A 21,744-nucleotide genomic window follows, 5' to 3' on the forward strand; every position below is an offset into this window, starting at 1 on the left:
TCTTGAAATTCATTGCTTTCATCAACGGTGCCCTGCTGCTCGCCCTGGGGATAGCAATGGCATTTGACGCCGTGCTGTTTCCAGCAACACGGACAGTCTTTGTCGAAGCCGCCATCCTTACAATCTTGATCGGCGGTTGCGTGTGCCTAAGCGCGCAGGATTGGGGTAAGGGCCTTGATCGCCGGCTGTCGTTCCTTCTCACGGGAAGTGCGTGGATGGTGGCGGCGGGAGCCGGTGCGTTTCCGTTATGGCTCTGGGGATTGTCGTTCACCGACGCGTTCTTCGAGTCGATGTCCGGTATTACCACGACCGGCTCAACAGTCATGACCGGTCTTGACGGAACCGCCCCAGGTGTCCTTCTCTGGCGGGCCATCCTCCAATGGATCGGCGGTGTGGGCTTCATCGTGGCGGGGATTGCGCTTTTGCCCGCCATGCGAGTTGGCGGCATGCAACTCTACCAGACAGAAAGTTCTGAGAAGGGCGAAAAAGCGTTAACCAGCGCCGCCCATTTCGCAGCGGCAACGATCTGGATCTACTTGGTGCTGACGTCGGTTTGCGCGATCCTCTATCTGGCGGGCGGAATGACGGGGTTCGAGGCAAGCGTGCATGCCTTCACGACCGTCTCCTCGGGTGGGTATTCGACATCCGACGCCTCCTTCGGACATTTCGACAGCGCTTACTTGCAGTGGATCGGCAGTGCATTCATGTTGAGTGCCGGGCTACCATTCGCGTGGTATATCCGTGTTCTGAACCGTAGCGCTTGGCAAAGCGAACAGGTGAGAGCCCTCCTTATGACCCTCACAGCGGTGATCTGCCTTCTCACCGTGTGGAGGGTTTGGACTGCGAATGCCCCCCTGCTTGAAAGTCTTCGCTTGGTTACCTTCAACGTCATCTCTGTGGTGACGACCACCGGCTTCGCTACGACAGACTACACAGCTTGGGGGCCCTTCGCTGTTACAATGTTCCTGTGCCTGACACTCATGGGCGGATGCACCGGGTCCACTTCTGGCGGTGTCAAAATGATGAGATGGATAATCCTTGCGCGCGCCGTTCGCGCTCAAGTGCGGCGCATTTACTACCCGCACGGCACATTTCCGATCATATACGATCAAAAGATCGTGGGGGATGATGTCATGAGCGGTGTGATGACGTTCTTCACCTTCTTCGCGGCGACAGTGTTCGTGCTCGCCCTTGCTCTGGCGTTGATGGGGCTGGACTTCGCCACGGCTGTGAGCGGCGCAATCACTGCCGTGGCCAACGTTGGGCCGGGCGTCGGGTCAATCATAGGACCGGCAGGCAATTTCTCAACCTTATCCGAACCTGCAAAATGGTTATTGAGCTTGGGAATGTATGTCGGGCGATTGGAGATGTTGACGGTTTATGTCCTACTCGTCCCGACTTATTGGCGTGAGACTGCGGGACTGAGATAAGTTGCCGGACCTTTCTCGTGAGTCTTCGCGCTTTCGCCCCGTGGTGACAAATGTGCCGGCAGAGCATGCGTCAATGAAGGGAACGATCGCCTTCGTGGTAGGGGCCGGTGGCAAATTAACACGGGGCAACCTTGAGCCTGCGGCCTTCTCCGAGGGACTAATTACCGGAACGACAGGCGTGCCGAAACTGATCTTTACAGATAAAGCGGCCAGCCGGACCTACCTCACGGGTCCCGGATCGACGGAAACAGACAGCGGCACAGTCCAATGTTGACTCTCGCAATCCAGCGCAGCCGACCACAAAGGTCCGCCAATGTTTGACTTCATCACATTGCTACTGGCTTCCATGGGCAGTCTCGGCGTCGCGGCCCTCATGCTGATCGAGAACGTCTTCTCTCCAATCCCTTCAGAAGTCATCGTGCCGTTCGCAGGCTATCTCGCGGCAAGCGGTGACTTTTCCTTCGTCTGTGTAGTGATTGCCGGCACGATCAGTTCAGCGACCGGCGCATTCCTATGGTATTGAATCTGCACGTTGGTATCTGAAGCACGAATGCGCAGGCTTATCGTGCGGCACGGCAGTGTTTCTGGGTCGAATGGTGCCGGCTGTCCGAACGCTGATATCCGTTCCGCCGGAATGACGGGGATGCCGCAATTACCCTTTTTGTTCAACACCGGGTCAGGCAGCCTACTCTGAACGGCCGCCCTCACAATTTCAGGCTATCTCCTTGAGGCGCAAATCGCCAAAGTCGAAGCGTGGATAAATCCGGTAACAAATGCTTTGCTCTTGGGCCTTCTGGCTCTCTATGTCTTGCGACTGCTTCGACCCAATGCGTAAAGATGACGGCGGTGGAACAGCGAGATTTGCGCAGACTGAACCACCGGCCCATTGCAACGTTACTTCTTGCCCAGGCTATTATGGCAGCTTTCCAAATTTGTAACGGCAGCGCCGAGATCCCCAGTCCGATAAAAATTTCCGATTCAAATATTCGGCCTCGAAGCTCGCAACCCTCACACTTTTGGCGGTCTTCGCAGGCACGACACGGGACGAGGAACGGTAGCAAACAGCAGGAAGGCCCTCACTGCTGGCCATCGCACACAAGATTTTGCCGCGCGACGTCCCGATTGGCTTGTTCGGGGAAGCTGCGTTGCAGCGATAGCCACTTGGCGAATGGCGGCTTTGGGCCGCTCTTGTCAGCCTAATTTATGCCGCAACTGCGAAGAACTCCGCCCCTTCGCGCGCTCAGTTTGGGCTCAAAGCCGCCTTCCGCACCGCAGCACAAACATCTGTTCCGCGGCTGCTTGACTGTCAGCTATCGCCATCGACGCGTGGCAACCTCGCACTTGCAGTGAATGCACACTATCCGCCCATATGAACACGGGAGCAGCTGCACGTCGGTGGCAACTGCGAACGCAGCGAAGAGCCATGATGTAATACATGCACCCTACGCAGAGCCCTTATAAACGTCCCTGTCCAAAAAAGCGTCTACGATACACGGGTCAATTCGAGCTCGACGTTTCCATCGACGGTGAGGAAAGGAACAGACGTCTACGTCACAGGTCAAGTGGGCTCGTCGGAAACGCCTGCTCGCGGCTCGGAGCTGAGATCATTGGATGGGACGTTGGGAATGACTTTGAAAGCGCGCCCATAGGATCGCTGATCGGTCGCTATCCTTTCGCGGGAAACACAAGCTGGATGAGAGGTAAGGGGAGGCATCGCGCAACATAGCATCAAGAGTCGCAGCTCTTGTCGGTCTTGTGTCGGCTCCGCCCAGCAGCCTTTTTCCGATTTCTATCAATATTTTAGGTGGGCTGTCGGTTGTCGGTTGGGCGCGGGCGCTCCGATGGCGCAATATTGAGTCAAACCAACATGGAAACTGCTGGAATGCCAGCACTTCCCGTGCACCAACAACCTCAAAAGGTGCACACGATGCCGACCAAACCCACTAAAACTACCCGAATCCAGAAGCCCCAGAACTCCTTGTTCAACGACATCAAGATCAAGGAGAATGGAAGACGCCGCTCTTTGAAGCGAGAAGAGTGTGAGCAACTCGTAGCCCTCCTTGCCGCCAAGGAATGCCCCGAAGCGCTGGCCGTCGATGGTCTCGTTCCGAACGGTTCCTTCTTCGATCGACTTTGCCGGTTCTTCAAGAAAACTGATGCAAGCTACGCACTTCCGCTTTTCCAGTTGATCATGATCGCCTCATCCTACCTCACGCAAGGTGGAGCCACCCTTTGGATCCCGGGGCTCGGCACGAAGCGTCCGATCCTTTGGACCATCGCACTTGCTGGGTCTGGTAGTTCGAAGACCCTTGCCACGGACAAGGTGGCGGAGATCCTCATGCCGAAGGGCCATGATTCCGGCGTCATGATGTTCCCTACCGGATCGACGGACGCACAATGGATCATGGATCTGGCTGAGAATAATGGAGCTTACTGGTTTCAAGATGAGGTGGGGCAGCTTTTCCAGCAGATTCTCAAGCAGTCGAACTACGCCCGCATCAAGCCCTGGATGCTTGACGCTTACTCCCACAAGCCGATCTCAAATCGCCTGAAGGGAGAGGTTGAAAAACTTTCCGTCGAAGACCCTCACTTCACGTTCTTGGGCCTGAGTGTTCGGGAGACCTGGGCTGATAACGTGGATGCCGCGAGCATGCTCGATGGTTTTTGTCAGCGGTTCAATTACGTGATCGCGCCGCCTCGAAGCGACACGGATATGTTCAACCATTTCATGTATTTCGTGGGCGAAGGCATCGAACAGTGGCAGGAAGAACTCACAGAGCTCTGGCACGCTCTTTGTTTCCAAGAGGGCGCTCTGGAGACCTACACAATGAACGATGGCGTCCTTCCTTATCTGGAGGGATGGTGGCGAAGCCTCCGAACGAAGTGGGGCAATGCCGCTTTGCCAGGGTCTTTCGTTCGGCGAACCGGCTTTTCTATCCTCAGCTACCTTGTCGTGCTGCACTTTCTGCTCGGGAAGTCCCGGCGGCCCATCGATCTGGAAACTGCAGAGCTGGCCACCAGATACGCGGAATTCCACCTTGAAAGCACGTTGATCATGATGCGGGAATATGATCGGGGCGAACGCTCTCATATTCAGATGGTGGCTGCAAAGCGCGAAGGGCTGCTTCGCGATGGATCGAAAGAAGTGAAAGTGCGGGACGTTCAGCGTCGTCTTAGCAAAAAGCAAGGCCAAGAGCTTTCCAAGGAACGCATCGCCGAGATCCTCGGGGTTCTGGACCGCTTGGAAAACTCGCAGGACCTTTTTGATAAGATTGTTCCAGAGGACGCCAGCCTGACTGCACAGCGTCAGGCGAGAATCGAGCTTTTGCAAACTCGCGCAGCGACGGTTCTGGAACGATGGGCCCAACGAGAGCGCAGTCGGAACCAGAAACGCCTCTACCGCCTGCTCAAAGCCTATCGCTCTGAAGCCAAAGCCAGCATTGGAGAGAATTCGAAACCGGCGGCAAATACGACCAACGTCGTATCGATGGGCAAGCGGCATGAGGTTGATCGAGAAGCCTCTTGAGGGCCTTTGCCGATGCAATACTGATCTGAAGAAAAATATGAGCTGAATATTTCGGATTGAGTATTCTGGGGCCCAGTTCCTGAAAAAGGAGCTGGGCCTATGCACATACAGCATCAAACATCGCCAAAAGTCAGCGAGATCGCTGCCCATTTCAAACTTGGTCAAGATACCACCCGTAAGCTGCTCAAGGCTTTAGGTGTGCGTCCCGTTGCGATCAATCCGGAACGATACTCATGGCACGACATCTGGCGTCTTGAGGGGGCAGGCTACGTGCCCGAGAACTTGGTGGAAAATTTCCGACTCCCGCTTCTGAAGCCCGCCGAGGTTTCCCGGAAATTCTTCCCCCATCTATCGCCGCGCACCATCACGGATCGTGCGAAGAAGGGGCGGCTGCCTGGGATCCTGCTCGGGAAAGATTGGCGCTTCCGCGAATGCGACATGCAGGAGGCCGCGATCTATGGCTGACTTCAGGTTTCACCCGGATTCCGCACCAAAGGAACCTGTATGGCGCAACGCTGACAGGTTTCGCGCAGGTTCAGCCGAAGACCCCTCAACATACCGGGAATGTATGGCGAAGGGTGTGCGGCTGAAACCGCCCTGATTCCGTTCAATTAGCGCCAAACCGGCTGATTTGGCGCAACAGCGATCCCTGTCTTTCACGGTGCATCTGAGAGTTTGGGAAGGCTGTTAGCCGAACCTCCCCAAACACTCAAACGACCTGAAAGATAATAAGATGACCATCATTACCATGAGACAAGTTGAAGAGGCGCTGCCAGATCTCGGCTATGCCGCCTCCTTCGAGAAGAACCTCCGAGCATCCATCCGCAAATGCGAGAAGGTCTACAAAACGGACCTGGGCCGCATTCCGGCGGACCTCGCGGCGTTCGATCGCAAATGGGGACGCGGGCGTGTGCGTCACGTGCCCAAGCCCTTTCAGACCGCGAACCAATTCCGCACCTGGCGCAAGAACTCTCGGATGGTGATTGCGAGGGTAACATCAGCGCCAAAGCCTGTCGCGATGTCGAGCGAATGGGCGACGCTTCTCTCCTATGTCGAGGAGAACCAGGGAAAAGGCCAACTTCTTGGCCCCAACTCCCACCTGACATTTGGTGTGCTCGCGCGCGTGGCATCGCAGGCCGCAACTCCCCCGAACGAGATTACGGGTGTCTGGGTCGGACAGCGGATCTGCCATCTCAACTCTGCACAACGAAAGTCCTTCCTTCGCGGACTCGGTCGGCTCAACGCATTGATCGCACACCGGACTTGCCTCCCCGAACTGCAGCAACTTCTCCCGATCCAGGAGATCGACAAGCCAGCGCCAATGCGCCCTCAGCCAAACAAATGGCGCCGCAAAGCCAAGCGCCCTGGGGCCGCGCTTATTTGGCAGGACTTCGATGAGATCATCGCTTTGAAGCGTGATGGTGACGACGCGCCGCTCAAGGGGGCGCCGGTCCAATTCAGTGCCAACTCCGCAAAGGCATATGAGGAATCCCTTAATTGGCTTTTGAATGGGCTGGCCGCCACCGATCTCTTGGAAGAAGACGCTGACCTTGCGGAGGTAATCACTTATGCCAATCTCGTCGCCGCGACCAACCATTGGGTCACAGCGCGCCAGGAAAGAGGCCAGAAGACTAACTCCAGCACACTGCACAACCACGTAACGCGCCTTGTGCATCTCGCGGTAAATTATCTCGAACCCTCATCCAGGGAGGTCGAGCGCCTCGCCAAACTGCGAAAGAAGCCATCGATCAGAACCGCCTCTGTGGGGAAGATGTCCAAGGCCCGGGAAACCTGGATCGAGGACTTTGATCGCGATGTGGCCAAGCAAGAACGCGCGCACCGGCTACCGGAACAGTTGCAGCACCGGGCGGAGCGAACCTTATCAAAATCCCGCGCGGGAAAAGTGCGCCCTGGCGAGATGATGGAAGCCCTCCGTGCGGGTGTGGCGGCTCTCGCAGCAGCCATGCTCTTTCGGGCTTCTCCTTTGCGGGCGACCAACTTGCGCACGCTGCGCATGCGCGGCGAGGGCGCAGAATTCGAGGTGCGAGACCTCGGGCAAGACAATCGGTTGCGTGAGCTGCGGCTTTCAATTCCGGGAGAGCAGGTCAAGAACGGCGCGTTTATTGACGAGATCGCCGATGATGATCTCGCACCGATCGTGGTTTGGTATCTGAAAGAGATCCGGCCCCGGTTGGTCTCGGAGCACCCATTCAACAAACCCTACACAGACAGCGACTACCTGTTCCCATCCACATCCGACCGCCCCATGGAGCGGTCGAACTTCTCCCAGATGTTCCGTCGCGCCTGCATCGAAGTGAACTTCGACATGACGATGCATCAAGCGCGCCATGTCACGGCTTATTGGATCCTGTCTATGGACCCGAACGCCTGGGACGAGGCTGCTGCGCTTCTGGGCGACGATGAGCTTACAGTGCGTAAATATTACGGCTGGATGAATAAGCGTCGCGCTTCGAAGGCTGGTCGGGAAAAACTTCAGCAGGCTCGCAAGGAAATCCACAAACACCGGAAAGGAGAATACAATGATGCGGCCTGAGGTGGAAACAGATGCACCATCCGCGGAGGCCTCCAGAGGGCGACTATTGGCGAGGTGGGATGCCCACCTGGCAGCCCGTGGTGTCTGCGCGCCACGTCAGGAGGATTTCGTCAGCTTCGGAAGTGCCTCGAAGCTCGAAAAGCTGCGCGCCGCATTGAACACAAACCGCCCGGAGCAGCTTGGCTGTATCCGATTGGCATTGCGACAAAAGCGTTCCGATAAATGGCGCAGAACTAATCCTGTAAAGGAGACTGCGGAGAACCGAAGATCACGGATTTCGCCTAAGCTTTCCATGCCCGAGGACCAATTGCCTCGCGCATGGCAGCGGGCGTTACGCGAGATGCGCGATGGTCGTGCGGCTGCTGAGCGAGACTTGATTGACTTAGAGGACCGCAATCCTCCCGGCGCGTCAGTGATCCGAAACCTGGCATCGACCCTGCGGGTCTTTGCCCGCGTCTGCGAAGATCACGCACTGAGTGCCGATCTGTCATCCGATACCATCGAGCTCTACCGGGCCGCGCGGCATGCCGAAGGAAATGCCAACACATCCATCGCGTCCCGTCTGAAGGAATTGCGTATCTTTGCCCTCTGGTGCGACCTCGATGAAGAAATCATCGCCAAGTTGCTCCGTCTGCAGAAACGCTATGACCGCGCGGCCAAGCGCGAGCGTAAGCGTAAGGACGTCTGGGCGGCCAAGAGCGGCAAGGGTTTGGGCGATGTCTGGGTCAAGGCAGAAGAGCTCCTGTCGCTGTCAGAGGCGGCTCCAGATGGCTCTGCGCTGCGGGCACGCCTCACCCTTGACGCGGCATGTCTGGCGCTAAGCGTGGTCTGTCCGCTCCGCTGTGGCGACCTCCATCGGATCGTCATCGGCTCTGAGTTGTCCCGGCACGCTGAGGCTTGGTCTTTGCACATCGTGATGCGGAAAGGAGAGCAGCCCTACCATCGTCCTGAACTCTGGCCGGAACTGACGCCCTTCCTCGATGCATTGATCATGCTCGACATGACCGGGAGTGACTTCTGGGAAGCCTACGAAGCGAAGTGCGGGATGCCGCTGTTTTCGCGGGATGGTGGAGAAAGCTCTCCGGGCAGGTCATGGCCCACACGTTGCTGGCATCGTCATTTCGGGATTGGCGCGCACATCATCCGATCGCTCTGGCACACTCTGATGTTCGAGAGCGAAAATGACGATCAGTGGATCGCCTTGGCACTTTGCGGTCAAGGAAATGGTCGCACTGCCCAGCATTACATCCTCGAAGGCCGAAAAAGACGATCTTCTCGCCGGGGGCGGGCGAAGATCCAAGCACTGCGCCAAAGGCATGTCAGCGGTTGAGGCCGAGGAGAGAGGTCGGACTTGTCTTCATGCTGCCCTCTTCGGTGAGAGCAGCAAGAAGGCAAGCAGCCCTCTTACAGATACATCACCATATTAGCAGAACCGGTCTGAGAAAGGAGGGACGGGTCGTCTTGTAGCCTGCGGCAATTCCGCCGAGGCATAATAGGGAGAACTTTATGTTCGAAATCCCACAGCCAGCCACTGCGCTGCACCGCTTTGCGGAAGACTATCATCAAGCAATCCAATATGCCGCAATGCTGTTGGGCGGACGGGTTTGGCAGCGCGGGGCAGGGTGTCTGCTGTGTGATCTGAGCCACCGATCCCCAATCACGCGACGCGTCCTTAACGAGGCAAACGAGTTAAGCGCGCTCTTCGCGGGGGAGGTTGTCCCCGATTTGGACAGCAGCGAGCCCCCGTGGAGGGAAGGACATAGTCCCGAGGCGTCTCAGTTCGACGAGATCCGCATCCTCGCAGTTAATTTTTCCGAGGCTGTAATGATGACCGCAACTCAAACAGGCCGGGCGTCGGCCGAGAGCATGGAAGGTAACCCATGCAAGACCTGACCGCTCAGCCAAATTGCGTTTCGATCGCTATCTACGATGCGCTTAAAGCAGTTCGAGCAGTTACGGAAGCCTATGCGGTAATCCGCAACGATCGTGAACTCGATTGCGATCTGCTCGGGCCGATCCGCGGGATGTCATGTGGCGGGTCTGCAGCAGCTCTTTTTTCCACGCGGAACGCCGAACTTCTGCACGGGATCGCCAACAGCCTGGAGACGAGCATCGCTGGGGAGACACGGACTTCAATCCACTTCGACGAATGTTCCATGTCTGGGGCGTGGGAAGAGACCCATGTCAGCGAGCGCGGTCACGCGCTCCACCGGCTTCAGCAAGCCCTGTTAACCCTGGAAAGGCGCGTCTCGACGGTCATCATGATGCGAGAGACCGAAAAATTGACCGCAGAAATGCGCCGATAACTGTATCGGCCGGGGTGCCCCCGGCCGAACTTCTTCGCCGCGAGGGGTTTGGCACGCTGCCTCACGCATGGTCCATGTGCGATTTCCTGTGCGATGGGAGATCTATGCCCAGACAGCGCCTTCCTTCTGCGGCCATAACGCTGTCATTCCAGCATGTTCCACGCCCCAGAACTCGCCATTCAAACCAAGTTCAGGAACACGATCGGAAGCTCACTTCCTCCTCGCAAGCAAAACGTGGTGGAGCGAAAACCTATGCCCAGAAAAAACTATCAAACCCCAACTTCGGTTTCTGAAGAAATGGCCAATGTCCTCGACACGATGAAACCGAGGCTCAAGGCGTGTGTCGTTGCAAGGTTGAGTGGTTTGTCCCAGAGGGCGATCACACAACATGCCACGAACAACCGGATCCCAGGTGCCGCCAAACTCGGCGGTCTGTGGACGTTCGATCACGACTTGGCCCTCCAATGGATTAAAGAGGGCAATGCATGTCAAACAACGTCAAACTTCCGAAAAACGTCTTCAAACCGGCAGGCACGAAATTCTACTGGTTCCGCGTCAAGATCAACGGTGAGACCCACAGAGGGTCGCTTAGAACAACATCTCTTCGCGTTGCGGAAAAGAAAGCAAAACGCCGCGTAGAGGAACTGCGGGGGATGGAGCAGGCGGGAGAACTTGATTGGACGTTCTCCGCTGGCTGGTTGAAATTCTACGAGCGCCTGGATGGTGATAAAGCCGGATGGGGCGCTGAGACGCGGAAGCGCTACCAAACAAGTCTCCGACAAATCCTCCGTGTAATGGACGAGATTTGCGATGATCTCGGCTTTGATATCCGAAGTGTCATGGCGTCCGACGTGCAAGTCGGGTTCGTATCCGAATACGTTGCACGCCGCCGGGAGGAAGGGGTGACCGTTGCTACCATCAATCGAGACCTGACCGCGTTTTGCCACTTGATGACCGCAGTGAAAAACGATGGCTGGATCGAGGAGAACCCGGTCAAGAAGTTCGAGAAGCAGGGAATGAAAGAAGTTCTTCCTGATATCGTTCTGCCAACCGAAGCAGCAATTGCGAGGGTATCGGATCGAGCCCCCGGCACGCTGAGCTACTTTCCGAGATTTCTCGAAACCACGGGTGGGAGGGTTACGGAAATGGCTCTTTTGAAGTGGCCTGACATCAGCGGTATGGAGAACCCAATTCAGGGCAACGTCTTCGCGACGCTACGCAACACCAAGGGAGGTAAAGTTCGCACCATCGAGCTGACCCAGAGCACGATCAATATTCTGCTCGAGATCCCGCGGTCAAACTTCTCTGCCTATGTTTTCTGGAACAAGACCGAGCACGGTTTCTACAAAGATCCGGCAAATCTGTTTTGGCAATATGGTCAAGAGGTCGAGTTCGGCGCCCGGCTTCATGATTTGCGCCACAAGTTCGCGATCGAAAAGCTGCGTGAGGGTTGGTCTATCTACAAAGTCCAAAAGTATATCGGTCACGGGTCGGTCCTCACAACAGAACGCTACTACCTCCGGTATCTTTCCCAGCAACAGCAAAACCGCGTGCGTTCTGATGGAGACAATGGGTTGTAATAGAATAGGTTTCCCCAACGTTTCAGAAGCCGAGGAGGGGATCCTGCGACTGCAGGGTCCCCACTCTTTCCTGAACGGACTGATTTGCTGCTGAATTGGCAGAGCTCGCCAGCGTTTCGCAGCCGCGATCGAGGGGGTTTGGATCATGATAAGCTTGTGTGCGGTGGGCTGAAAAGGCCTTTGGTTTAGCAGCGCGGCATGATCCGAGTCGGGCGGATTGCGGACGTTCGCCGCGGAATTCAGGAAGGTCCGCTACAGACCTGGGATCACCATAAACGCTAACGGCATGACATCATCGCTGCTGATCTAAAGTTCCACTTCGTTAATCTCAACGTGATCCTTCACAGGAAAAATGTTGATTGATGCACATATTGGGGAAGGCAATGCCGCACCTTGAGTGGCATTCTCGATCGCCAGCCGATTAGTATGACCGATTGCAACAAGGCGCCCGAGGACCGTCTCGTCAAGGTCATCTTTGTTGTGCAACGCACGAGCACCTGCGGCATATAGAGGCAAGCACGGATAGACTGTTGCCTACGGGGTTGCTGATTTTGCGAAGCAAAGTTTTGCGTTCATCGGCTTCCTGCTTCCGCTGAATTGCGACGTCAATCTGATTGCCGCGGCCCTGAGACGAGAGAAACTGGCCCCACCTGACAAATCTGGCATGGCATCGCGAGAATATCTTAGATCAAATGGCTGCCGATGGTTCCGCTCCTTAGAAATGAACACTAACTTGCCAGTATGAAGAACATAATTTCCCGAGGCATAGCGAAAGCCCTTTCCCGCGCCCGGCCACAGCAACCTGAAAAATCAAACGCCGACTCAGCGGGTGATATCGGCATTCAAATGCCGCGGGACCATTCCGAAATCTTGTCACGCTGTCTGTCGATTGATTTGGAGGTCGATCCTAAAGAAGCCCGAATATTCGCCTTTGCCGCCGTGCCGGAAGGTGAAGGGGGGGGGATTGTTCATCGGAAAGGTCACCCGAAGGCCGCGTTTGAAAGACTCGACCTGTTCTGCGCGGGCTTCTCCCATGTCATTGGGCACAATATTCTGCGCCACGACTTGCCACATCTCATGGCGGTGTCGCCGCGCTTCGCAAAGCTCGCAGACGGACCGATCGACACGCTGTGGCTCAACCCTTTGGCTTTTCCGCGCAATCCCTATCACCGTCTGGTTAAACACTACCACGATGGGCGGCTTCAAAGTGGTCACGTTAACGATCCCGAGTTCGACGCGCGTCTTGTGTTCGAGGTCCTTCGCAACCAGATCGACGCTTTTTTGTCGCTGAACAAATCATCGCCAGAGACACTGCTGGCCTATCACTGGCTATGTTGCCGAGGACCCAGTAGCGACGGATTTGATCGGTTGTTCAGCGATGTGCGGGGGGCGTCCATTCCGACCGAAGCCGAAGCGCACGGGGTTCTCCGGACGCTGCTGAAAGAGGCAGCCTGCCGTGCGCAGGTTGAAGCTGTGCTCGAGCGGCTCCATGACACTGGGCTGGGCTGGCCGATGGCATATGCTCTTTCCTGGATTTCGGTCGCTGGTGGGGATTCTGTCATGCCGCCTTGGGTCCGAGCACAGTTCCGTGACGCCGCACGGCTCGTCAAAGACCTGAGGGACTCGAATTGCCGTGATCCGCACTGTGGCTATTGCGCAGAGCACAACGATCCCACCCGTGCCCTCGAACGTTGGTTCGGCTTTCCAAGTTTCCGCCCGGAACCGGTCGACGAGGGCGGACGCCCACTTCAGGAAAAGATCGTGGCGACGGCCATGGACGGCGACAGCCTATTAGGCATCCTGCCGACAGGCACGGGCAAATCTATTTGCTATCAAATCCCAGCGCTGTCTCAGTTCGACAAGACTGGGGCGTTGACTGTTGTTATATCGCCACTCGTGGCGCTGATGGCGGACCAGGTTCAGGGCTTGGTGCGAGCCGGAATTTCGTCGGCGGTTACGATCAACGGGCTCTTGTCTTTGCCCGAGCGTCAGGATGCGCTCGACAAGGTGCGGCTTGGGGATGCTGCGATCCTGCTAATTTCGCCAGAACAACTGCGCAGCACAACAATTCGGTCCGTTTTGGCACAGCGTGAAGTGGGGCTGTGGGTGCTGGACGAGGCGCACTGCGTGTCCAAATGGGGGCAAGATTTCCGTCCCGACTATCGATACGTTTCGCGGTTTATAAAGGAAAGCTCAGGCGACGAACCGGCTCCAGTGCTTTGCTTGACCGCAACGGCAAAGCCGGATGTGGTGCAGGACATCCGAGGTCATTTCAGAGAGCGGTTGGGGACCGAGCTGGCTTTGATCGACGGCGGCGCATCTCGGTCGAACTTGAGCTTCCAAGTGCGACCAACGCAGCGGGCAACCAAGATGACCGATATCCTCGATACGATCGAGGCTCAGCTTCCGCGCGAGGGTGTGTCCGGGGCGGTTGTCTATTGTGCAACCCGAAACGCCACCGAGCGCGTGGCGGAGTTCTTAAAACAACAGGGCATCGCCGCTGAACGGTATCATGCGGGCCTTAGCGCCGATGACAAGCGCGAGATCCAAGAGGACTTCCGTGTCGGCAATCTGCGCGTGATCGCGGCTACCAACGCCTTTGGTATGGGGGTAGACAAGCCGGACATCCGTCTGGTGGTTCACGGTGATGTGCCCGGGTCACTGGAAAACTATCTGCAAGAGGCAGGTCGCGCCGGGCGGGACCGCGATCCTGCAAGCTGCGTCCTTCTTTATAATACAGAAGATGTCGATCGTCAGTTCAGCCTGAGCGCGCGGTCTCGACTCGCGCGGCATGAAATCGGCGCGATCCTGAAGGCACTGCGGCGCCTTGATACTCGGACCAGAAAAGGCGGTGAGATCGTTGCTACACCGGGCGAAATTGTTCACGAGGAGAAAGACCGGGATTTCCAGCGAGACAGCAATACCGACGATACAAGGGTAAAGACGGCCGTCGCTTGGCTGGAAGAGGCGCACCTTCTGAACCGTGAAGAAAACCGGGTGCAGGTCTTTCCAGCCTCGCTCCGGATAAGGAGCATCCAAGAGGCCCGCGAGATCCTTGCCTCCGCCGAGATTACCCAGCGGCGGCGCGAGGATCTGGCAGCCATCGTGCAGCATATCATCAACGCGCCGCAAGAAGAGGGCATTACCACGGACGAGCTTTGCGGGGTCAGTGGGCTGACGGTGTCGGGCGTGCGCAAAGCCTTGGCGGATCTCGAGACCCTGGGGATCGCAAAAGATGATACAAACATCACCATCTTCGTGCATCTGCGCGTTGAGAATGCCTCGCCGAAACGGTTCGAAGCGGCGTCCCGGTTAGAAGCAGATCTGATCGCGACCCTAAGAGAGCAAGCGCCAGACGCGGATATCGACGAGGCTTGGCCCTGCCATCTGGCCTCGGTGGCACAGGCCCTCCGGGAGCAGGGACATGCCTCCGTGCGGCCAGATATCGTCGAGGGGTTGCTCCGTGGAATTGCGCAGGATGGTCGCGACATGGATGGCGGCAAAGGCAATATTGGCCTGCGCAAGGTGTCCCGAAGCAGTCTCATGGTGCGAATGCAAAGATCATGGGCAGTAATCGATCAGACCACCCAGCTTCGCAGGCAGGCGGCAGAGCGGTTGGTTTCACACTTGATCAACAAGGTTCAGTCCGGCCTCCGTGGGAAAGATGTTCCTGTCGAGACCACGCTTGGCGACCTTCTTGGAGCGATCAACAGCGATGCGCTGTTGCGGGCATCTGTCAATGATCCGGCAAAGCTTATGGACCGGGCGCTTCTGTGGCTGCACGAACAGCAGGTGGTGACGCTGGGCAAGGGATTGTCCGTGTTCCGCTCAGCCATGACATTGCACATCAACCCGAAAGGCGGCGGCTTTACCACCCAGCATTTCGCACCGCTCGAAGACCACTACAGCGAACAGACCGTCCAGACCCACGTGATGGCGGCTTATGCCACCAAAGGCATCGACGAAATTGATCAGGCCCAGCGGCTCGCGCATGACTATTTTGCAATGGATCAGTCCGACTTCATGAAAGCTTGGATGCCGGGGAAAATTTCGGAGTTCAGACGGCAGGCAACGCCTCAGTCCTATGCCGAGATCGTCGACGATCTGGGGAATTCGACACAAGAGCAGATCGTGCGTGACGACCGTGAACAAACCAATGTGCTTGTGCTCGCGGGGCCGGGATCGGGTAAGACACGTGTGCTGGTCCATCGTGTCGCCTATCTGGTCCGGATCAGGCGCGAAGATCCAAACGGTATACTGGTGCTTGCTTACAATCGTCATGCGGCCGCCGAGATCCGGGAACGCTTGCGTCGACTGATCGGCGAAGATGCTCGTTTCGTAACGGTTCTGACCATTCATGCCTTGGCCATGCGGTTGGTTGGCGCGAGTTTCGCCGGACGGGCAGAGGCCGATGAGCCCGATTTCGAGTCGCTTCTGACCGATGCGGCACGTCTCTTGCGTGGCGACGGGCTGGAAAAAGTAGAGGCCGAAGCCTTGCGAGAGACATTGATCCAGGGGTTTCGCTGGATTCTCGTGGACGAATATCAGGACGTCGGCCCCGAAGAATACGCTTTGATCGCTGCGGTGGCCGGTCGCAGCATCGATGACCCCGATCAACGGATCAGCCTGTTCGCGGTCGGCGACGACGACCAGAATATCTATGCGTTTGCCGGGGCATCGGTGCGTCACATTCGGCAATTCGAACATGATTATTCAGCCAAACCAGTCTTTCTGACCGACAATTACCGCTCGTCGAAGAACATTATTAACGCAGCGAACGCCGTGATCGAAGGTTCTCGGGAACGTATGAAAACAGGGCATGGAATTACCGTCGACCAATTGCGGCAAAAGGACCCGGTCGGGGGTATCATGGAAAGCCTCGACCCGGTTGCTCAGGGGCGGGTCCAGATTCTTGGCTGCCCGCCAGGAAATGACGCTCAGGCCCTTGCTGCGGTCAACGAGATGATCCGCCTGTCAAAATTGATCCCGGATTGGAGTTGGAGGGGTGCGGCAATCATTTCTCGTGATTGGCGCAAGCTTTCGCCGGTCCGCGACTTCGCCGAAGCCCTGGGGATTCCCGTCGAAATGGCAAACGAGAACCTGCCAAGTTTATGGCGCACCCGCGAAATGCAGAGGTTTATAAGCAACCTGCGCGCGAGGCATGGGGCCATGGTCAGCGTGGGCGACCTGACCGAAACCCTGAACGCGATACCCGCAAGCCGTTGGACCAACCGGATCGGCGAGGGACTTGGCCAGCTTGCACGCGAAGTTGACGGCAAAGCGCTCCCGACCCCTGACGTGATCGAATGGTTTGCTGAATGGTCGAAGAATTCATGGGGCGAGCAGCGCGCCCTCAAACTGTTGACCGCACACCGCGCAAAGGGCCTCGAATTTGACGATGTCGTGATCATGGACGGTGGATGGGAACGACCCTCGAAAAACGAAGATCAGGATGCGCCAAGGCGATTGTTCTATGTCGCTATGACGCGTGCGCGGCGCAACTTGATCGTTATGAGTAACGACAATCACGAATACCTCCCCACCGTCTCGCCTTCCGTGGTCACGCGGCACGTGGTGCCCGACCTGGCGACAATCCCCGGCCCACGCCGGTTCTTTCAATCGCCCGAGATGAAGATGGTCGATCTGTCGTTCGCAGGACGCCAGGGTGATCAGCACGCTGTTCATACCGCGGTCGCCGAAGCACAGGTTGGTGCGCCAGTCAGGCTCTCTAAAGTTGGGGATCGCTGGCAGATTGAGGATGCTCAAAGACGTGTCCTTGGGCGAATGTCAAAAGCATTCGCGCCACCAGTTGGCACGGAATTTGTCTCTGGCGAGATCGCGGCCATCATAAGCTGGCGCAAAGAGGATGCAGATGAGCGTTTTCATCATTTGATGAAACGCGCTAACTGGGAAGTCGTTGTGCCTGAACTGGTCTTCGAAGAGGTCAAGTGTGCTGAAAGGGTTTCCGGAAGAGATCAGAACGACCAGCAGCGCGGTTAAACGGTCGTTCGCTCCACTTGCGATAAAGGGCCGCTTAGGGCCGAAGGCGTCGTTTGGATCGCCAATTCCCATGGGGGCCGACCCGGCGGCGACTTATTCCTGATCTCGTCGCGACCAAGCATACCGAATTCACAAACTGCTCGAACTTTACTTGCATCACCCTGTGCTCTTCCAGGAGCGACATGATGTGACGTGGTGCCCGCGCCGCTGGGTCTGGGGGCGGTAAGCGCGGTCCTACGCCTCGGCGTGGTAAAGCGCTTTCAACATAGGATAGGGGTCATAGTAGGCGACCAGAGGGGGCATAGTCGGCGCAGTCGGAAGGTGAAAAAGGTGTCATAGTATGACACTTTTCACCATTCGAAGCAGCGCGAGAAGCGGGCGCACTACGCCCCGGGTTTCGCATTTTTATAAGCTTTATCAGGGGGATAGTGGCGGAGAGACAGGGATTCGAACCCTGGGAACCCTTGCAGGCTCAACGGTTTTCGAGACCGCCCCGTTCGACCACTCCGGCACCTCTCCGCGGGGGTCTGGGTGGCCCGTTTAGTCGCCTTTGCCAACAGTGGCAAGAGGGGTTTTGCGCATCAAGGGAAAGTTAAGGGATTTTCATTGCGCCGGGGTGAGGAAGGCCTAAGCTTAAGGGCAGAATTCTCCGAAAGGACAGCCCATGTTCCGTCAAAACCGCTTGCTTGCAGCCCCGTTCGTCGTGGCACTGATCGTGCTCATTGCGCTCGCTCTACCGCTGCGTGCGGCGGAGCGCGGTGCCTTGGAGCGGTTTTTGGAGGTCACGGGCTTCGACGTGGCCTTGGATAGTATCCGTCTGTCAGCCGATTCCGCTCCGGAGATGCTGGGGCTTGAGACCGAAGACTTCGGCTCAGAATGGTCGCGGCTGGTGGGTGATGTCTTTGATACCGAGATGATGCACGACATGGCGATGGATATCTTGGCCGAAACGCTGAGCGACGATCTGCTGGATCACGCGACCGGGTTCTATGCCAGCGACCTCGGCAAGCGATTGGTCGAGGTTGAGAACAAAGCGCATATGACCGAGGATGATGGGCTGAAGGCGGAAAGCGGTGCTGCGATCATCTCGGGCCTTGAGGGGATCGAATCTCCGCGTCTGGAAACCCTGCGGCGCCTCAATGTTGCCAGCGATGTCGAAGAAATCTCGGTCCGGGCCATTCAGGAGGTGCAGATACGCTTTCTCCTTGCCGCTGCTGGTGCGGGGGTGATTGAGTTGCAGATGGAAGAGCCTGATCTGCGCGAGGCGATGCGCGCGCAGGCCGATGAACTGGGCGCTCAGATTGCGGTGAATGCGCTGGCCAATGCGGCCTATACCTATCAATCCTTTTCGGATGACGATCTTGCCGCCTATGCCGAGGCACTGGAGCACCCCAAGATGCAGCAGGTCTATACGCTGATGAATGCCGTGCAGTATGAAATCATGGCCAACCGGTTCGAGGCAGTGGCCAACCGGCTTGCGGCCATGCAGCCCAGTCAGGATCTCTGATGCGCGCTTGGATTTTGGCGCCACTTCTGTGGCTTTTGACCTTGCCCGCATGGGCCGATGCGCGGATGACTGTGCTGGTCGATCTGTTGGAGCTTCAGGAAGCAGCGGTAATTCTCAGTGATGAAGGCCTATCCCATGCGGAGACGCTGAACCAAGAGATGCTTGGCGGGCAGGGCGGTCCTGGCTGGCAAATGCAGGTTGAGAGCATTCACGACGCTGGCCGCATGGTTGAGATGGTCCGTCGTGCGCTGGAAGAAACGATGACCCCTGACGAGGTAGAGACGGCAATCGCGTTTTACTCCGCGGACCTCGGCAGCCGGATCGTCGCGCTGGAGAACGCGGGGCGTGCGGCCATTGCAGACCGTGAGGTCGAACTGATTGCGCGGGCAAACTATGGTGTGCTGGCCGGTGATCATGATCCCCGGATCGCTTTGGTCCGCCGCCTGATAGATGCCGCCAATATGATCGACCGTAATGTGAGCACGGCATTGAACAGCAATTTTCAGTTCCTGCGCGGCATGCGTGATGGTGGGGCGCTGGAAGACAGCGACGAAGACCTGCTCGCCGATATTGGCACCGATCTCGATGCTGTGACCGAAGATACCTCTGTCTGGGTGCACGCCTATATGCTGCTGGCCTATCACCCATTAAGCGACGCTGAGATTGAGGATTATGCCACCTTCGCCGAAACCGACGCAGGACGCGCCTTGAACCGAGGGCTTTTCGATGGTTTCGGGAAGGCCTATGAGGATATCTCCTACGCGTTGGGACGGGCCGCGGCCCTGAATATGGTGGATGAACGCCTCTGATGGCCACCACGTGGCCTGGCCGGAAAACCTGCTTGACTTACACCGTCATTCCGAAGATAAGCCCGCATCCCGGCGGGTCATCCGTCTTAGGGATTGATTTTTAATGACGCCCCATGGGCGCGCTGTTCGAGGCGGATTGGCTGGAAGGTCATCCACAAACTCCCACCGGGGGCCACAGGACGCGGATGACAGAAAAGGAAGACGCATGTTTGCGGTCATCAAGACAGGCGGCAAGCAATACAAAGTGCAATCCGGCGATATGCTGCGGGTTGAACGTATTGCGGCCAATGCTGGCGAAACAGTCCAGTTCAACGAAGTTCTGATGCTCGGCGGCGACAGCCCCGTGCTTGGCGCGCCTATGGTTAAAGATGCCGGCGTTCAGGCCGAAGTCGTTGATCAGATCAAAGGCGAAAAAGTTATCAACTTCGTCAAGCGTCGCCGGAAGCACTCTTCCAAGCGTACCAAGGGTCACCGTCAGAAATTGACCCTGATCAAAATCACCGACATTCTGGCCTCCGGCGCAGAGAAGTCGGGCGTTGCTGCTGCCATCGGTACCGGCTCCGTAAGCGCTGCCGCTGTTGCTGCGATCACCGGCAAATCCGATGACGCTGTAAAGCCAGCCAAAAGCAAGAAGGCCGCCGCGCCCAAAGCGAAGGCCGAAAAAGCCGCACCCAAGGCGAAGAAAGCCGACGCGGGTTCCGACGACCTGAAAGAGCTGAGCGGCGTTGGCCCGGCACTTGAGAAGAAGCTGCACGAAGCGGGGATCACATCTTTCGCGCAGATCGCAGCATGGACCGAAGCGGATATCGCTGAAGTTGACGAGAAACTGTCTTTCAAAGGCCGGATCCAGCGCGAAGGCTGGGTCGATCAGGCCAAAGAAAAGACCAAAGGCTAAGGAGAGACCGAGATGGCACACAAAAAAGCAGGCGGTTCATCCCGTAACGGGCGCGACTCAGCTGGTCGTCGCCTTGGCGTTAAGAAATATGGCGGCGAAGCCGTTATCCCTGGCAACATCATCGTGCGTCAGCGCGGCACCAAGTTTTGGCCTGCCAACGGCGTTGGCATGGGCAAAGATCACACGATCTTCGCAACCGTCGACGGTGCTGTGACCTTCCACAAGGGTCTGAAAAACCGCACGTTTATTTCGGTTCTGCCGCGCGCGGAGGCCGCTGAATAAGCCGTACCCCACAGGGTTTGAAAAAATCAGGGATCGGCGATACCGCCGGTCCCTTTTCTTATTTCGGGATAAGTCCCATGTGTTTGTTTTCAGATTTAGGGTGCTTAAACCCGGAAGGCCGCTTTTCCGCCCTTTCAGGGTGTGGGTCTAAATTTGATAAAGTCGTTACATTCGGCAGGGAGGAATATGTCGAATGTATCAAAGCCTCGGGGCGGCGTTTGCGCCTGATCGGGGCAGGGGCGGCCAATCTGGCCAGAGGCCCCCAATTCAGTCTGTTCGGAGGAGGAGCATGACAATGCAGTTGGAAGCGATTGTGAACCAACCGGTTATTGAGACAGAGCGTTTTGACCTGCGCCCGGTGCGCCGGTCGGATATGGGCCTGATTGAGATGTACGCCAGCGACCCGCGGGTGGCCAAGGCGACATCCTCGATCCCGCATCCGCTGCCGCCCGGCAGTGTTGAGGCCTATATCACCCGTGCCATGTCTGCTGACCGTGAAGAGGACGTCTGGGTCATGGACGGCACCCGCGCAGAGAGTTCCGAAGTGATGGGCGTGATCTCCCTGACCCGGTTGGACCGCAACCAGTCCGAAGTCGGCTATTGGGTCGCGCCTGCTTTCTGGAACACCCATCTGGCCTCTGACGCGGTGCAGGCTTTGGTGGATGCCAACCCATTGGGCAATGACGCACTCTTTGCCTCTGTTTTTCACGACAACCCGGCCTCGGCTAAGGTGCTGACCAATGCAGGGTTTGTCTATCTCGGCGACGCGGAAACCTATTGCTTGGCCCGCGATGCTGCCGTACCCACATGGACCTATAGCCGCAAGCTGTAGGACCGTTTCCCGTGCCTGAAAGG

Annotated in this window: 15 protein-coding genes and 1 tRNA gene; 15 read left to right on the plus strand and 1 reads right to left on the minus strand. The window is 57.2% G+C overall.

Annotated features, from left to right (window positions below):
- Nucleotides 1-2 precede the first annotated feature (2 nt).
- From K3759_RS07690 to K3759_RS07735, 10 genes are all read left to right on the plus strand, one after another.
- Nucleotides 3-1,430, plus strand: coding sequence for a TrkH family potassium uptake protein (locus K3759_RS07690; RefSeq protein ID WP_259985424.1), 1,428 nt, complete (start codon nucleotides 3-5; stop codon nucleotides 1,428-1,430).
- Between the two features lie 73 nt (nucleotides 1,431-1,503).
- Nucleotides 1,504-1,704, plus strand: coding sequence for a hypothetical protein (locus tag K3759_RS07695; RefSeq protein WP_259985426.1), 201 nt, complete (start codon nucleotides 1,504-1,506; stop codon nucleotides 1,702-1,704).
- Between the two features lie 39 nt (nucleotides 1,705-1,743).
- Nucleotides 1,744-1,953, plus strand: coding sequence for a DedA family protein (locus K3759_RS07700; RefSeq protein ID WP_259985427.1), 210 nt, complete (start codon nucleotides 1,744-1,746; stop codon nucleotides 1,951-1,953).
- A 1,404-nt stretch (nucleotides 1,954-3,357) separates the two neighbouring features.
- Complete coding sequence (locus K3759_RS07705) at nucleotides 3,358-4,956, plus strand: YfjI family protein (RefSeq protein ID WP_259985428.1); 1,599 nt, start codon at nucleotides 3,358-3,360, stop codon at nucleotides 4,954-4,956.
- A 99-nt stretch (nucleotides 4,957-5,055) separates the two neighbouring features.
- A complete protein-coding gene (locus K3759_RS07710; RefSeq protein WP_259985429.1) occupies nucleotides 5,056-5,421 on the plus strand; it encodes a hypothetical protein in 366 nt (121 codons plus the stop codon).
- A gap of 268 nt (nucleotides 5,422-5,689) precedes the next feature.
- Nucleotides 5,690-7,510: a tyrosine-type recombinase/integrase gene (locus K3759_RS07715; RefSeq protein ID WP_259985430.1), complete on the plus strand. Its 1,821-nt coding sequence runs from the start codon at nucleotides 5,690-5,692 to the stop codon at nucleotides 7,508-7,510.
- Between the two features lie 412 nt (nucleotides 7,511-7,922).
- Complete coding sequence (locus K3759_RS07720) at nucleotides 7,923-8,840, plus strand: hypothetical protein (RefSeq protein WP_259985431.1); 918 nt, start codon at nucleotides 7,923-7,925, stop codon at nucleotides 8,838-8,840.
- A 550-nt stretch (nucleotides 8,841-9,390) separates the two neighbouring features.
- A complete protein-coding gene (locus K3759_RS07725; RefSeq protein WP_259985432.1) occupies nucleotides 9,391-9,816 on the plus strand; it encodes a hypothetical protein in 426 nt (141 codons plus the stop codon).
- Nucleotides 9,817-10,301: 485 nt separating this feature from the next.
- Nucleotides 10,302-11,396: a site-specific integrase gene (locus tag K3759_RS07730; protein ID WP_259985433.1), complete on the plus strand. Its 1,095-nt coding sequence runs from the start codon at nucleotides 10,302-10,304 to the stop codon at nucleotides 11,394-11,396.
- A gap of 846 nt (nucleotides 11,397-12,242) precedes the next feature.
- Nucleotides 12,243-17,396, plus strand: a complete 5,154-nt coding sequence (locus tag K3759_RS07735; protein ID WP_259985592.1) for a RecQ family ATP-dependent DNA helicase — start codon at nucleotides 12,243-12,245, stop codon at nucleotides 17,394-17,396.
- Nucleotides 17,397-17,825: 429 nt separating this feature from the next.
- On the opposite strand, the gene K3759_RS07740 is transcribed toward K3759_RS07735, so the two are convergent.
- Nucleotides 17,826-17,915 (minus strand) — tRNA-Ser (locus K3759_RS07740).
- Nucleotides 17,916-18,060: 145 nt separating this feature from the next.
- Between K3759_RS07740 and K3759_RS07745 the strand changes: the two genes are divergently transcribed.
- The 5 genes from K3759_RS07745 (at nucleotide 18,061) to K3759_RS07765 (ending at nucleotide 21,721) form a co-directional block, all read left to right on the plus strand.
- Nucleotides 18,061-18,903 (plus strand): DUF2059 domain-containing protein, encoded by an 843-nt coding sequence (locus tag K3759_RS07745; protein ID WP_259985435.1) that lies wholly within the window; start codon nucleotides 18,061-18,063, stop codon nucleotides 18,901-18,903.
- Nucleotides 18,903-19,712, plus strand: a complete 810-nt coding sequence (locus K3759_RS07750; RefSeq protein ID WP_259985436.1) for a DUF2059 domain-containing protein — start codon at nucleotides 18,903-18,905, stop codon at nucleotides 19,710-19,712. Before K3759_RS07745 ends, K3759_RS07750 begins: the two co-directional genes overlap by 1 nt.
- A 205-nt stretch (nucleotides 19,713-19,917) precedes the next feature.
- Nucleotides 19,918-20,607, plus strand: a complete 690-nt coding sequence (locus tag K3759_RS07755) for a 50S ribosomal protein L21 (RefSeq protein WP_243263100.1) — start codon at nucleotides 19,918-19,920, stop codon at nucleotides 20,605-20,607.
- A gap of 12 nt (nucleotides 20,608-20,619) precedes the next feature.
- On the plus strand, nucleotides 20,620-20,889 hold the full coding sequence (gene rpmA / locus K3759_RS07760) for a 50S ribosomal protein L27 (protein WP_007119633.1): 270 nt from the start codon (nucleotides 20,620-20,622) through the stop codon (nucleotides 20,887-20,889).
- 295 nt (nucleotides 20,890-21,184) lie between these two features.
- Nucleotides 21,185-21,721, plus strand: coding sequence for a GNAT family N-acetyltransferase (locus K3759_RS07765; protein WP_259985594.1), 537 nt, complete (start codon nucleotides 21,185-21,187; stop codon nucleotides 21,719-21,721).
- Nucleotides 21,722-21,744: the final 23 nt, after the last annotated feature.

Origin of the sequence: Sulfitobacter sp. W027, assembly GCF_025143985.1 — a bacterium.
Lineage (GTDB): Bacteria > Pseudomonadota > Alphaproteobacteria > Rhodobacterales > Rhodobacteraceae > Sulfitobacter.

What these genes read in the sequence shown, in the direction of transcription:
- rpmA (WP_007119633.1), top strand. Translation starts at nt 20,620, where the DNA reads ATGGCACACAAAAAAGCAGGCGGTTCATCCCGTAACGGGCGCGACTCA.
- K3759_RS07710 (WP_259985429.1), top strand. Translation starts at nt 5,056, where the DNA reads ATGCACATACAGCATCAAACATCGCCAAAAGTCAGCGAGATCGCTGCC.
- K3759_RS07695 (WP_259985426.1), top strand. Translation starts at nt 1,504, where the DNA reads ATGAAGGGAACGATCGCCTTCGTGGTAGGGGCCGGTGGCAAATTAACA.
- K3759_RS07715 (WP_259985430.1), top strand. Translation starts at nt 5,690, where the DNA reads ATGACCATCATTACCATGAGACAAGTTGAAGAGGCGCTGCCAGATCTC.
- K3759_RS07700 (WP_259985427.1), top strand. Translation starts at nt 1,744, where the DNA reads ATGTTTGACTTCATCACATTGCTACTGGCTTCCATGGGCAGTCTCGGC.
- K3759_RS07745 (WP_259985435.1), top strand. Translation starts at nt 18,061, where the DNA reads ATGTTCCGTCAAAACCGCTTGCTTGCAGCCCCGTTCGTCGTGGCACTG.
- K3759_RS07725 (WP_259985432.1), top strand. Translation starts at nt 9,391, where the DNA reads ATGCAAGACCTGACCGCTCAGCCAAATTGCGTTTCGATCGCTATCTAC.
- K3759_RS07735 (WP_259985592.1), top strand. Translation starts at nt 12,243, where the DNA reads ATGCCGCGGGACCATTCCGAAATCTTGTCACGCTGTCTGTCGATTGAT.
- K3759_RS07765 (WP_259985594.1), top strand. Translation starts at nt 21,185, where the DNA reads ATGCAGTTGGAAGCGATTGTGAACCAACCGGTTATTGAGACAGAGCGT.
- K3759_RS07705 (WP_259985428.1), top strand. Translation starts at nt 3,358, where the DNA reads ATGCCGACCAAACCCACTAAAACTACCCGAATCCAGAAGCCCCAGAAC.
- K3759_RS07750 (WP_259985436.1), top strand. Translation starts at nt 18,903, where the DNA reads ATGCGCGCTTGGATTTTGGCGCCACTTCTGTGGCTTTTGACCTTGCCC.
- K3759_RS07755 (WP_243263100.1), top strand. Translation starts at nt 19,918, where the DNA reads ATGTTTGCGGTCATCAAGACAGGCGGCAAGCAATACAAAGTGCAATCC.
- K3759_RS07730 (WP_259985433.1), top strand. Translation starts at nt 10,302, where the DNA reads ATGTCAAACAACGTCAAACTTCCGAAAAACGTCTTCAAACCGGCAGGC.